Genomic DNA, 13,434 nt, shown 5'->3' on the forward strand with positions numbered 1-13,434 from the left:
GCCGCCTTCACCTCCCCGGTGAGTCCGAGAAAGGTCTGCAAAAGCGTTGTCACCCAGAGGATGACCACCGCGATCAGAACGAGCGAGATGGCGGCCGAGCCGCGCCCCGCGAGCACCCGCCACCCGACCTTGCGGGCCTTGAGAACAGCGGTCACCAACAGCGCCAACGCCGCGACGCCGAGCACGATGAGCAGGATCTGAATCCAGCCGAAGGTCACCGGGAAAACCATGCGGTAGTTGTACCCGGTACGCCGGCGCCGACACCGCAGGTCGCACGGAAACCGGGCGTGTCCGCTCGGCGCGCCGCCGAATGCGCCGACCGCGTCGCTCCGTCCGCATTCCGGCCGCGCGGCACCCGGACGACAAAGGCCCGGCGACGCATCGCGCGTCGCCGGGCCACTGTCACCTCTCGCGGGCTGTGGGGCCGCCGTCCCGGACCACCGGGCTACCGCGTCCCGTCAGAATGCCGCTTCGTCCAGGTGCATGATGTCGTTGTCGATGTTCTCGATGACGGTGCGGACGCCGCTCAGCAGGGGGAGCTTGTTCTTGGCGAACCAGGAGGCGACGCCGATCTTGCCGGTGTAGAACGCCTTGTCCTTGTCGGCGGCTCCGGCGTCCAGGGCGGCCTGGGCGATCTTCGCCTGCTCCAGCAGTCGCCAGGCGATGACGAGATCGCCGGTGGCATAGAGGAATCGGACCGAGCCGAGGCCGACCTTGTAGATCTCCTCGGGGTTCTGCTGGGCCGCCATCAGGTAGCCGGTGAGGACGGCGGCCATGGCCTGCACGTCGGCCAGGGCCGCGCCGAGCAGCTTGCGCTCGGCGTCCAGGCCGGTGCCCTGGTCGACGAACTTCTGGATGAGCCCGGCGACGTGCGCCAGCGCCACGCCCTTGTCGCGAACGATCTTGCGGAAGAAGAAGTCCTGCGCCTGGATGGCGGTGGTGCCCTCGTACAGCGAGTCGATCTTCGAATCGCGGATGTACTGCTCGATCGGGTAGTCCTGCAGGAAGCCGGAGCCGCCGAGGGTCTGCAGCGATTCGGTGAGCATCTCGTAGGCGCGGTCGGAGCCGCAGCCCTTCACGATGGGCAGCAGCAGGTCGTTGACGCGCTCGGCGAGTTCGGCGTCGGCGCCGAAGTTCGCCTGTGCCACATCGGCGTTCTGGTAGGCAGCACAGTACATGTACAGCGCCCGCAGGCCCTCCGCGTACCCCTTCTGCGCGGCCAGCGAGCGGCGCACGTCCGGGTGGTGGGTGATGGTGACGCGCGGTGCGGTCTTGTCGGCCATCTGGGTGAGGTCCGCGCCCTGGACGCGCTGCTTGGCGTATTCGAGGGCGTTGAGGTAGCCGGTGGACAGCGTGCCGGTGGCCTTGGTGCCCACCATCATGCGCGCGTTCTCGATGACCCGGAACATCTGCGCGATGCCGTTGTGGACGTCGCCGACCAGGTAGCCGACGGCGGGCTTCTCGCCGCCGAAGGTGATCTCGCAGGTGGGCGAGGACTTGATGCCCATCTTGTGCTCGACACCGGTCACGTACGCGCCGTTGCGCTCGCCGAGCGCCATGGTCTCGGTGTCGAACAGGAACTTCGGCACGATGAACAGGGATAGGCCCTTGGTGCCCGGTCCCGCACCCTCGGGGCGGGCCAGCACCAGGTGGAAGATGTTGTCGGCGGTGTCGCCCACATCGCCGCCGGAGATGAAGCGCTTGACGCCGGAGATGTGCCAGCTGCCGTCGGGCTGTTCGGTGGCCTTGGTGCGGCCCATGCCGACATCGGACCCGGCGTCGGGCTCGGTGAGCACCATGGTGCCGCCCCAGCGGTTCTCCCAGGCGTGCGCGGCCCAGCGCTTCTGCTCGTCGGTGCCCTCGGTGAAGATCACCTGGTGCATGAGCGGGCCCATATTGAAGAAGCTCGCGGAGTTGTTGGCGGCGACCAGCATTTCCTGGATGCCCCAGATCAGCGCGTTCGGCGCGGAGACACCGCCCATCTCCTCGGGCATGCCCAGCCCCGAGTAACCCGCCTCGTTGACCGCGGCCACGGTCTTCTTAAGCGACTCGGGCACGGTGATGTCGTAGGTCTCCGGCCGGAATTCCACCGGATTGCGATCGGCGTCGACGAAGGAGGCCGCGATCGGCCCCGCCGCCAGTCGCTCCGCCTCCGACAGCATGGCCCGCGCCGTCTCGCTGTCCAGATCGCCGTAGGCGCCGCCGTCCAGCAGCGCCCCGATGCCTAGCACTTCGAACAAGTTGAACTCGATATCACGCAGGTTCGCCTTGTAGTGCGTCACGGGCCCGGCCTCCTAAGCCATCGATGATCGAATAACTGGAGGTTGCCGTACGTTTGTCCTGTTACGCAACCGTAGGTTCTTGTGCAACGAGGCGCATAGGGGTCGGACCGGGGCGCGCCCGAAGATAGCGGGGTCTATGGAACCTGTTTCACAGGCTCACGACACAAGCCCCAGCCAGCACACGAGCCCGACCGAGCACCTGCTCTAACCGCTCCACGTGGGTCGCCGTGCGATACACGAATTCGTGGACGCACACCCGCCGAACCCTGATTGCGAAATATTTGCCACCCAGATGCACCGACGCCTGCTGAGAGATCGCGCACAAGCAGTGCGACCAGCCCGACGCAGAGCGGTGACGAGCCGGGGCCGGGCCGTCGCCTCGGCTCCGGGAGCGGCGAGATGCGCACGCAGGTGGCGGCAATCCGCGCACGTAACCAGCGGCAGTTCGCGCACAGCGTGAGCGGCAATCCGCGCACTTACCTAGCGGCAATCCGCGCAGCTGGAAAGCGGCAAGACGCTCACCACATACACGGCAGAACGCGCACATCATGTGTCATGATGGTGGCGTGACCTCGTCGTTTTCTTCATCGCCGATCGGCCGGATCCTTCCCCGCCACGCCCACTCGGCTGTGCATGAAGCACTCGGGGATACCCGCGTCGTCCTAGTCAATGGAGCACGCCAATGCGGCAAGAGCACCTTGGTCGCCCGCATAGCCAGGGAGATCGGTGCGACCTGGCGGAGCCTCGACAACCCCGAGACACGGCAGGCTGCCAGCTATGACCCCACTCAGTTCGTCCTCGACACTTCGCCCCTTGTGATCGACGAGGTGCAACGCGTACCGGAACTGCTGCTGGCCATCAAAGAGACCGTCGACGCCGACGGTCGGCCGGGCCGGTTCCTCCTGACCGGGTCCGCTCGTGTCATGGCACTGCGCAGCGTGCCGGATGCTCTTCCCGGACGCATGGAGACGATCGAACTCTGGCCACTGTCTCAGGGTGAGATCGATGGCGCGCCGGACAGGTTCGTCGACTGCGCATTCGAACGAGGACCAGAGTTGCGGCACGAAGGGACCGAAAGTCGTGACGACTACGTCGAGCGGATCGCGCGGGGCGGATTCCCGGAAGCTGTTGCGCGGGAGGGCAAGCGGCGGTCCCGGTTCTTCTCGTCGTATATCGCCGATCTGATCAATCGAGACGTGATGCAGCTCTCGGAGATTGAACGCACGACGGAGATGTTCGCCCTGATCAACCTGGTCGCGGCCAGGTCTGGTCAACTCCTGGTTCCCGGCGCTCTCGGCAACGAACTGGGCATATCCAAAGACACCGTCGCCCGCTACCTGCGTCTGCTGGAGGAGGTTTTTCTGATCAAGCGAATACCCGCGTGGTCACGAAACCTGACCACTCGGGCCGTCGCAACATCCAAAGTGATCATGGCCGACGCCGGTATCGCAGCGCATCTGTGCGGGGCCGACCCCCGCACGCTGCGCGCGGTCAACGGCCCGCTCGGGCCACTGCTGGAAGGTTTCGTGGCAGCCGAAATCGCCCGACAGCTCACCTGGTCCGATCAGGACGCCCGTATGTTCCACTACCGAACCCGCGACAATGTCGAAGTCGACATCGTTCTCGAGAACAACCGCCGAGAAGTGATCGCCATCGAGGTAAAGGCCGCCGCTACCGTGAAGAGCGAAGACTTCCGCGGTCTGCGGCATCTCGCGGAACGCCTGGGTAACGACCTCCTCGCCGGATACGTGCTCTACACCGGCACCGAAACCCTGCCGTTCGGGCCGAAATTCCGCGCCCTGCCGGTCAGCGCACTGTGGAACACACGACCATGATCGCATCCTGAAAGCCACGGGCACGATGGATCTCTCGGGCCGCGATCCGGAGGTGGCCCGAGTCCCGTCAGGGGCCAAATACCTCACTGTCGATCCAGTGACAAACAAGCAATCGAGAGTGGGGCACTGTGAGCTTGTTTGACATCGTTCATCACACGGGTGTACGGGTAGCGATATCAAGGCCGTGCGGCGGCGGCTCTCGCTGAGTATGACCAGCCATCGTGCCCGGGTGCTGTACGTTGCACCGTCTGCCGCGCCCGATGTCGTTGCCGCTGGCTGGTCTACGCACTCATGGAGTAAGCCCCGGCCAGCCCACGAACCCGACCGAGCACCTGCTCGAATCGTTCCGCATCGGCCACTGGACGACGCACGAGGTCCAGGGCCCGCACCTGCTGGGCCTTGGTCGCCGAAGGTTTTCCGTTCAGCGTGACGGCGTGCTTCGAGAAGTCGCGCACGAACAGGTCGAAGAGTTGGTCGAGGATTGCCGGGTCGGTGCCTTCGATGGCGGCTTGTTCCAGGATGAGTTGGGCGTACGGGAGCATCGTGAACAGCTCGCCGAGGGCGAAGAGGAAGTCGACGTCCTGTTGTTGGGCGGGGGTGGGGGTGGCGGTGGCGAGGAGGGTTTGGAAGGCGAGGGCCTGGTCGAGGAAGACGGCTACGTTCGGGATGTGGGCGTGCTGTTCGAAGATCGGGCGCCAGTCGGCGAAGCGGATGCGGCCCAGGCCCTTGCTGGGGCCCTGGTGGAAGAGGAATTCGTCGTCGGCGGGGTCGCGGCGGGTGGGGACGGGAGGGTGTGTGGCGCGGGCGAATTCGGTCCGCAGCTTGGGCACCGCTTTGCTCGCCGGGGTGGCGGCGCGGCGGCTGGCCCAGCTGAGGGCTTCGGAGACGGCGCGTACGGCGCGCTTGGGGGCGAGTGCGGCGCCGGGCAGGTAGCGCAGGGCGGCCAGGCCCGCGTCGGCGGGGTGGAACATGTAGGCGGGCATGAACTTCAGTGACAGGGCCAGGTTCACGTGCACCGTGCCCTCCAGGCGTGGCAGGCCGAACATGCCGATCATGGCCATCGGGAAGTACGCGTCGTTCTCGAAGCCGCGGGCGGCGATCACGTCGGCGATGTCCTCGTAGAGCCGCTGGCCCTGCCGGGTCACCGACATCTTCTCGATGGCGTTGAACAGCAGATAGCGGCGGTCGTCCGCGTGCGCCGAGCGCATGTAGTCGATGGCGCGTTCGCTGTAGAGCTTCATGCCGATCAGGCGGGCGTAGTTGTCCGCCAGCAGTGCGCGCACCTGCGGGAACTCGGTCACTCTGTGGCCGAACAGGATTCGGTTCTCGGCGTGGGTGACAGCCTCGTACATGGCGTGCTCGCACGCGCCCACCGCCCCGAAACCGAGATTGAACTTGCCGACGTTCACGGTGTTCATGGCGGCGTCGAAGGCGTCGCGGCCGGTGTGCAGGATGTCCTCCTCGCGCACCGGGTAGTTGTCGAGATCGAAAGCGGCGACGTACATCTGGGAATCGACGACGTTCTTGCGCAGCCTGTAATTCCGGTGCCGGGAGTCGGCGGCGAAGAACAGGTAGCCGGAGTACTCCTCGTCGGTCATCTTCCGCTGGAAGTCGGCCGAGTCGATGACGGGTTTGTCGGCGCGGCGGCCGAACACCGAAACCATCGCGGCCGCATTGCCATTGCCGATGTAGTACTTGCCGCCGGTGGCGGTGAAGCCGCCGCGCGCCTTCGGCTCCAGGATCATGTCGGTGGAGTAGATGTCCGCGCCGTGCGCCTGCTCGGAGAGGCCGAAGGCGAAGATCTCACCGGAGTCGAGCGCGGCGGCGGCGCGCGCCTTGGCGGCCGCGTTGTGGCTCTGCCAGATGGGTCCGAGGCCGAGAATGGTGACCTGCCAGACGTACCAATACTGCATGCCGTAGAAGCCGAGGATCTTGGACATCATGGCGATGCGGGCGGTGTCCCAACGCTTGTTGGGATCGCCGTCGGCCTGCGCGGCGGGAGTGAGGAAGGTGGCGAACACCTTCTCGCTCTTCACGAAGTCGAGGAAGTCGGAGTACCAGACCCGATCGCGGCTGTCCGCGAGCAGCCTCGCCTTGCCCTTGCGCTCGAACCACTCCACGGTGGCGCGCAGCAGGCGGCGGGTCTCCGCGTCGAACTCGGCGAACTCGCAGGTCTTGGGGTTGAACAGGGTGTCGTTCACGGTCGGCTCCTCCGGCCCCGGGCGGCGGCGCGCGGGACGATCCGGCTAATTTCATTCGCGACTGTAGCATTATCCTACGCACACGTAGGAAACGATCATGTGAAACCCCGTGACCAGCCGATCACCACGGCGCGGGCGCTGCTATCGTCGGTGCCCATGGGTACCGAACCGGCTGTCCGGCCGCGCCAGCGCGCACAGCATCTCGGGCCCGAGCGCCGCCGCCCGCAGGTGCTGGACACCGCCCTGGAGATCGCGGTGGAGAGCGGCATCGCGGCCGTGACCATCGCCGCCGTGGCCGACCGCATGAAGGTCACCCGCCCGGTCGTCTACGCCTGCTTCGCCGATCGGGTGGAACTCATCGAGGCGCTCATGCGGCGCGAGGAGGACTATCTGCTGCGCGGCATTCTCGACGTGCTGCCGCGGCGGCGGGTGGAGGCCGACGAGGCGGTGTTCGTGGAGGGGTTCCGCGCCCTGCTGCACGTGGTCGCCAACCGCCCCGAGAGTTGGCGGCTCCTCTACGGCAACCCCGACCCGGCGGTGGCCGACTCCTTCGGCCGCGGCCGACAACTCGCGGTGGAACGCTGCACCCGCCGCCTCCGGCCCACCCTGCGCGCCTGGGACACCGCGGACGCCGACCGCAAACTTCCCGCGCTGGTGGAACTCTGGGTTTCCGCGGGTGAGGGCGCGGTCCGCACCCTGCTGACCGGCGCGGGTGAGTGGACCCCCGACACCCTGGGCGAATTCGTCGGCGCGGCGGTGTACCGAGCACTCCGCCACGCCTGAGAATTCGCTCGCCCTACACGCCCGAGTAATCCGGACACTCCGCACCTTTGGTGCAAGAGCGCTACTTTCGACGTGCGTCAACGGCACGTGACAAGGAGCTCCCCTATGGGCATCATCGTCATGATCATCATCGGTCTCATCGCGGGCGCCATCGCCCGCCTGCTCGTTCCGGGCAAGGAAGATATGGGCTGGATCGCCACCATCCTGCTGGGTATCGCGGGCGGTTATGTCGGCGGCACGCTCGGCAGCCTGGTGTTCGCACCGCACGAGTTCGACTTCCGGCCACCCGTCGAGCATTCCTTCATCGGCGCGATCATCGGCGCGGTCATCATCCTGGTGGTCTACAAGTTCATCCGCGCGCGGGTCTGAGCACCGCGAGCCGAGCAGGGCCGCCAGCGACCGACCGCGCTGGCGGCCCTTCCGTGTTCATACGGCAGGTGCGGTTCATACGGCAGGTGCGCGAAGACGTCGCGAGGGAGCGCCGCCTACACACCTCACCACCAGCGGCGACACCACACCCGGCAGCGCGCTGGCCGATCCGGTCACCTGCACTTTCTGTCATGGTTGCTCGATTAACCTCGTCGCAGACGCAATGAAAACCCACCGCAGATGCACAAATAGTGCGAATTGCTCACGACAATCTGCCGCGCGGGCCGCACGCCCGTGGCTACGATGGACGCCGAGGGGAGTCGGACAGGCGGTCTGGCGGAAGGTCCGGTCATGGCGTTTTATCGGCAGGTGGGAACGGTGCCGCCCAAACGGCACACCCAGCACCGCGATGCCCACGGCAAGCTCTACTACGAGGAGCTGATGGGCGAGGAGGGCTTCTCCGGCGACTCGTCGCTGCTCTACCACCGCGGCCTGCCACCGGCCATCGTGGACTCGGAGGTCTGGCTGGTTCCCGATCAGCGCACCTTTCCGAATCATCCACTGCAACACCGGCATCTGCGGCTGCACGAACTGTTCCCAGGCGACAAGCCGGACGGCACCGATGTGGTGACCGGGCGGCGACTGCTGCTGGGCAATGCCGATGTGCGCATCTCGTACGTGGTGGCGGCGCGGCCGTCGCCGCTGTACCGCAATGCCGTCGGCGACGAGCTGGTCTACATCGAATCCGGTGCGGGCCGGGTGGAGACGGTCTTCGGCGCGCTGCCGGTGCGGCAGGGCCACCAGGTGCTGCTGCCGCGCGCCACCACGCACCGCTGGCTGCCGGAGGGTCCGGAACCCTTGCGGGCCTATGTGATCGAGGCGTCGGGCCATATCGCCCCACCCAAGCGCTATCTGTCCAAGTACGGCCAGTTCCTGGAGCATTCGCCGTACTGCGAGCGGGACCTGCACGGCCCCGCCGAACCGCTGCTGGCGGACGGTACGGACGTCGAGGTGCTGGTGAAGCATCGCCCGGCCGGTGAGATCGTCGGCACCCGCATGATCTACGCGACGCACCCGTTCGACGTGGTGGGCTGGGACGGCTGCCTGTACCCGTTCACCTTCGATATCGCCGACTTCGAGCCGATCACCGGGCGCGTGCATCAGCCGCCGCCCGCACATCAGGCGTTCGAGGGCTCCAACTTCGTGGTGTGCAACTTCGTGCCGCGCAAGGTGGACTACCACCCGCTCTCGATTCCGGTGCCCTACTACCACTCCAATGTGGACTCCGACGAGATCATGTTCTACTGCGGCGGCAACTACGAGGCGCGCCGCGGCTCGGGCATCGCGCAGGGTTCGGTGTCGGTACATCCGGGCGGCTACGCGCACGGCCCGCAGCCCGGAGCCTACGAGCGCAGCATCGGCGCGGAGTTCTTCGACGAGCTGGCGGTCATGGTCGACACCTTCCGGCCGCTCGGACTCGGCGAGGGCGCGCTGGCCTGCGAGGATCCCGAATACGCGTGGACCTGGTCCGGTCGCGGGCCGGGAGTTCGGTAAATGCGGGAAGCCCCCGCCCGCACCGCGGTGCGGGCCCGTCCCGCCTGCCCGGAGGAGATACGGTGAACAGTCGAGTGCGCATCGAGGTGCCCGCGGATTCCGGATTCGGGCCGCGGCATCTGCCCTACGGGGTCTTCCAACCCAGCGGTGGCGAGCCGCGCGTGGGGGTGCGATTGGGCGACTGCGTGGTGGATCTGGCGGTGGCCCTGGATGATCCGATGTTCGCCCGGCCCAGCCTCAATGCCTTCATGGCACAGGGGCCGACCATCTGGCGGGAGGTGCGAGAGCGGCTGCAAGCGGCGGCTGACGGTGAATTCCCCGCCGCCGCCGTGCATTCCGTATCGGCGGTGCGACTGCTGCTACCGGTGGAGGTCGGCGATTACGTCGACTTCTACGCCAGCATCGACCACGCGACCAATGCCGGTCGCATCTTCCGGCCGGATTCCGAACCGCTGCTGCCGAATTGGCGACATCTGCCGGTGGGCTACCACGGCCGCGCGGGCACCGTGGTGGTCTCCGGCACCGAGGTGATCCGGCCCTGCGGCCAACGCCGGGGCGCTTCGGGCGCACCGGATTTCGGTCCGACGCAGCGACTCGACATCGAGGCGGAACTGGGTTTCGTGGTCGGTGCGGACTCCGAGCGCGGCACGGCCGTCGAGACCGGCGCGTTCGCCGATCACGTCTTCGGGGTGGCGCTGGTCAACGACTGGTCGGCCCGCGACATCCAGGCGTGGGAGGCGCAGCCGCTGGGCCCCTTCCTCGGCAAGTCCTTCGCGACGTCGCTCGCGGCCTGGGTGACGCCCCTGGACGCTCTGCGGGAGGCACGGATTCCGCTGCCCGAACAGGACCCGCGACCGCTGCCCTACCTGCGGGACAGCGCGCCGTGGGGGCTCGACATCGAACTGCGGGTGGAGTGGAACGGGCAGCTGGTCGCCACTCCCCCCTACTCACGCATGTACTGGTCCCCGGCGCAGATGCTCGCCCATATGACGGTCAACGGCGCGTCCGTGCGCACCGGCGACCTGTTCGCCTCGGGCACCATCTCCGGGCCGCAGCGCCACGAGCGCGGTTCGCTGCTGGAATTGAGCTGGGGCGGCACCGAACCCGTGGATGTGGGCGGCGCGAAGCGGACGTATCTGGAGGACGGCGACGAGGTGGTGATCACGGCGTCGGCCCCGGCGGTGGACGGCGGTCGGCTCACGCTCGGCGAGGTCCGGGGCTCGATCCGGCCCGCACGCCCCTGACCTCCGGCGGCGCCGCGATCGCCATCCGATAGCCGATCGGCATACCCATGACCATGGTCACAGCCGATCGCTATGGCGGGATGTGGACGGCTACCGTTCCGAAGTTGGGAAACTCCGGAGGGCAGTGCGTCGATGCTTACCAATCTCGCCCGCTTCGCCATGGCGCGGCCGCGTACCGTGCTGGTGGCCGCGTTGTTGCTGATGATCATCTGCGGTGGCTTCGGCGCGACCGTGAAGTCGCATATGGTCGGCGGCGGCTACCTCACCTCCGAACTGGAGTCGGTGCGCGCCAACGACTTCATCGAGGACAACTTCCCCGGCGGCAATCCGAACCTCATTGTCATGATCACCGCCGAGGGCGGGGTGAACAGTCCGGAGGCGCGGAGCGAGGCGCAGCGCATCACCGATGAACTGCGCGCCGATTCGAGCATCACCGGGGTGCGGTCGTACTGGACCACCGTGACCGAGCGCTCGGATCTGGCGACGGCGCTGCGCAGCAAGGACAGCAAGCGCGGTCTCATCATGGCCACCCTGCTCGGCACCGACACCCAGATCCAGAACCGCGCGGCCGAACTCACCGGCGATCTCAGCGGTGACCGCGACGGCGTGCAGGTGCGGGTGGGCGGTATGGCGGGCACCTTCGCCGATATCAACCACCAGGTGGAGAAGGATCTGATCCTGGCCGAGGCCATCGCCATTCCCATTTCGGGGCTGCTGCTGGTGCTGGTGTTCGGTTCGCTGGTGGCCGCGGCGCTGCCGATCGGCGTGGGCCTGTTCGCCATCGCCGCCACCCTCGGCATTCTGCGGGCGCTGACCACGGTGATGGAGGTGTCGATCTTCGCGCTGAACATGACCAGCGCGCTGGGGCTGGCCCTGGCCATCGACTACAGCCTGTTCATCGTCAGCCGCTATCGGGAGGAGGTCGCGGCGGGGCGCGATATCCGGGCCGCCGTGATGCGCGCGGTGCAGACCGCGGGCCGCACCGTGGTGTTCTCCGGTCTGACCGTGGCCCTGGCCCTGGCTGCGCTGGCGGTGTTCCCGCAGCCGTTCTTCAAATCCTTCGCCTTCGCCGGGGTGGCGGTGGTGGCCGCGGCGGTCGGCGCGTCGGTGCTGCTGCTCCCGGCCGCACTGGTGCTGCTCGGCGATCGGATCAACGCCCTGGATCTGCGGAAACCGCTGCGGCGGGCGCTCGGTCGGCCCGAGCCCACGCCGCAGCGGCCCGAGGACAGTGGCTGGTACCGGCTGGTCATGTGGGTGATGCGGCGGTCCCTCCCGGTCGCCGTGGTGACCGGTGCGGTACTGCTGGCGCTCGGCTCACCGTTCCTGGGCGCGCATTTCGGTAGTCCGGACGATCGGGTAATCGGCGACTTCGCCTCCAGCCGCCAGGTCGGCGACGCGCTGCGCGAGGACTTCAACGCCGATATGGCATCGAGCGCCGTGCTGGTACTGCCGGGCTTCCAGGGCACCGGTGAGCAGATCGGCACGTATGCCGCCGCGCTGTCGAAGGTGCCGGACGTGCCCGCGGTGATGTCGAGCGCGGGCGTCTACGTCGACGGTACGAAGATGGCGGCCGGACTGCCCGAGATGGCCGGACCGGCGGGCACCTACCTGTCGGTGGGCACCCGGCTCGCGCCCGCCTCGGTGGCGGGCAAGGAGCAGCTGGCCACCCTGCGCGAGGTGCCCGCGCCCGGCGAAGTGCTGTTCGGCGGCGCGGCGGCGCTGGACGAGGACACCATGGATTCGGTGATCCAGCGGTTGCCGCTGGCCGTCGGTCTCATCGCGGTGATCACCCTGATCCTGCTGTTCCTGTTCACCGGCAGCGTGGTGCTGCCGGTGAAGGCGCTGCTGCTGAATCTACTGTCGGTGACCGCCACCTTCGGGGCGATGATCTGGATCTTCCAGGACGGGCATCTGTCCGGCCTGCTCGGCTTCACCCCGACCGGCACCATCGACCTGTTCATGCCGATCCTGATGTTCTGCCTGGCCTTCGGCATGTCCATGGACTACGAGGTCTTCCTGCTCTCCCGCATTCGCGAGGAATGGCTGGCCTCGGATCGCAGCGCCGCCGCGAACGCCCGATCGGTGGCGCTGGGCGTGGCCCGCACCGGCCGCATCTTCACCGCCGCGGCGGGCCTGATGGCGGTGGTGCTGCTGGCCGTGGCGACCTCCCAGGTGGCGGCCATGAAACTCTTCGGTATCGGCCTGGCCCTGGCGATCGTGGCCGATGCCACGGTGATCCGCGGCCTGCTGGCCCCGGCGCTCATGCGGATGATGAGCACCGCCAACTGGTGGGCTCCGAAACCCCTTGCGGCGCTGCACAAGCGGATCGGGCTGGAGGAGGAGGGCGCGGAGCCGGAGCGGCCCGCGCCGACGCTGGAGAAGTTGGGTTCCTGACTGTCGCCCCGCCGCGCCCGCTCGACCTCGGTCGCGACCGGGCGCGGTCGGCTCAATCTCCCGGCTCCGCGCTGGCCCGACGACCCAGCTCCATGACCGTCAGGAAGTGGGTGAGGTCCTCGATCAGGCTCTCCACCGAGTCCGGCGCACCGCCGTCGTCGTGATGGTGCAGCCAGTCGGCGACCAGTTCGAACATGCCGCCGATGGCCGCCAGACTCACGGCGAGACTGCGCCTTTCGTCCATCTCGGCCTCGGGCCACTGGGTGTCGAGGAAGGCCGCGGCCCAGCGGCGGTTGCCGCGCCGCTGTTTCTCCACGGCGGGTGAGATGCCGCCCGCCTCGCCGAAGGTCACCTTGGCCAGCCGCACGTCATCGGCGATGGCGTGCACGAAGGCCGCGACGATGGCGCGCAGCCGCTCCCGCCACGGCAGATCGGCGGTCTCCGCGGCCACCTGCGCCACCCGGGTCTGGAACTGCACGGTGATGTGCTCCAGCAGGGCGCGATAGCAGGCTTCCTTGCTGTCGAAGTGGTCGTAGAAGCCTTTGGTACCGACGTAGGCGTGCTGACAGATCTGCTCGATCGAGGTGCCCGAATAGCTCTGCTGGGCAAAGAGTTCGGTCGCCGCCGCGAGGAGCTGACGACGCCGCTGCGCACTGCGCTCATCGGCGTCGAGGCCACGGATTCGACGCCGCGCCGGTGCGGGGTCGGATCGCGCGGCGGATTTGCTGCGGGTCATAGGCAAACCTTAGCCGCGTCCTTTCAAAAAAGAATT

General features: G+C 67.6%; 9 protein-coding genes and 1 pseudogene. 6 read left to right on the forward strand and 4 right to left on the reverse strand.

All coding sequences use genetic code 11. The features are described from left to right. Both ON31_RS27765 and ON31_RS27770 read right to left on the reverse strand, forming a co-directional pair. Window positions 1-230, reverse strand: a pseudogene (locus ON31_RS27765) (hypothetical protein); the annotation flags it as partial. A 228-nt stretch (window positions 231-458) separates the two neighbouring features. After that, the gene (locus ON31_RS27770) at window positions 459-2,282 is read right to left on the reverse strand and encodes an acyl-CoA dehydrogenase (protein WP_039817835.1); all 1,824 of its coding nucleotides are present in this window, start codon (window positions 2,280-2,282) and stop codon (window positions 459-461) included. A gap of 566 nt (window positions 2,283-2,848) precedes the next feature. On the opposite strand from ON31_RS27770, the gene ON31_RS27775 reads away from it, so the two are divergent. Next, window positions 2,849-4,117, forward strand: a complete 1,269-nt coding sequence (locus ON31_RS27775; protein ID WP_255222283.1) for an ATP-binding protein — start codon at window positions 2,849-2,851, stop codon at window positions 4,115-4,117. Between the two features lie 281 nt (window positions 4,118-4,398). On the opposite strand, the gene ON31_RS27780 is transcribed toward ON31_RS27775, so the two are convergent. Continuing rightward, entirely contained in the window at window positions 4,399-6,318 is a 1,920-nt protein-coding gene (locus tag ON31_RS27780; RefSeq protein WP_039817836.1) for an acyl-CoA dehydrogenase family protein, read from the reverse strand. A 156-nt stretch (window positions 6,319-6,474) separates the two neighbouring features. Here ON31_RS27780 and ON31_RS27785 point away from each other — a divergent pair, with 156 nt between their 5' ends. From ON31_RS27785 to ON31_RS27805, 5 genes are all read left to right on the forward strand, one after another. Next, window positions 6,475-7,101: a TetR/AcrR family transcriptional regulator gene (locus ON31_RS27785; RefSeq protein WP_039817886.1), complete on the forward strand. Its 627-nt coding sequence runs from the start codon at window positions 6,475-6,477 to the stop codon at window positions 7,099-7,101. A gap of 105 nt (window positions 7,102-7,206) precedes the next feature. Continuing rightward, window positions 7,207-7,470 (forward strand): GlsB/YeaQ/YmgE family stress response membrane protein, encoded by a 264-nt coding sequence (locus ON31_RS27790; RefSeq protein ID WP_029932971.1) that lies wholly within the window; start codon window positions 7,207-7,209, stop codon window positions 7,468-7,470. Window positions 7,471-7,821: 351 nt separating this feature from the next. Next, window positions 7,822-9,024, forward strand: a complete 1,203-nt coding sequence (locus ON31_RS27795; protein WP_039817837.1) for a homogentisate 1,2-dioxygenase — start codon at window positions 7,822-7,824, stop codon at window positions 9,022-9,024. A 62-nt stretch (window positions 9,025-9,086) separates the two neighbouring features. Further along, on the forward strand, window positions 9,087-10,268 hold the full coding sequence (fahA, locus tag ON31_RS27800) for a fumarylacetoacetase (protein ID WP_255222284.1): 1,182 nt from the start codon (window positions 9,087-9,089) through the stop codon (window positions 10,266-10,268). Between the two features lie 132 nt (window positions 10,269-10,400). Continuing rightward, entirely contained in the window at window positions 10,401-12,662 is a 2,262-nt protein-coding gene (locus ON31_RS27805) for an MMPL family transporter (RefSeq protein ID WP_039817839.1), read from the forward strand. 52 nt (window positions 12,663-12,714) lie between these two features. Here the strand turns inward: ON31_RS27805 and ON31_RS27810 are convergent, their stop codons facing one another. Further along, window positions 12,715-13,398 carry a TetR/AcrR family transcriptional regulator gene (locus ON31_RS27810; protein ID WP_039817840.1) on the reverse strand — a complete coding sequence of 228 codons (684 nt, stop codon included), beginning with the start codon at window positions 13,396-13,398 and terminating at the stop codon, window positions 12,715-12,717. Between the last annotated feature and the right edge of the window lie 36 nt (window positions 13,399-13,434).

This window comes from Nocardia otitidiscaviarum NBRC 14405 (assembly GCF_000308635.1).
GTDB lineage: Bacteria > Actinomycetota > Actinomycetes > Mycobacteriales > Mycobacteriaceae > Nocardia > Nocardia otitidiscaviarum.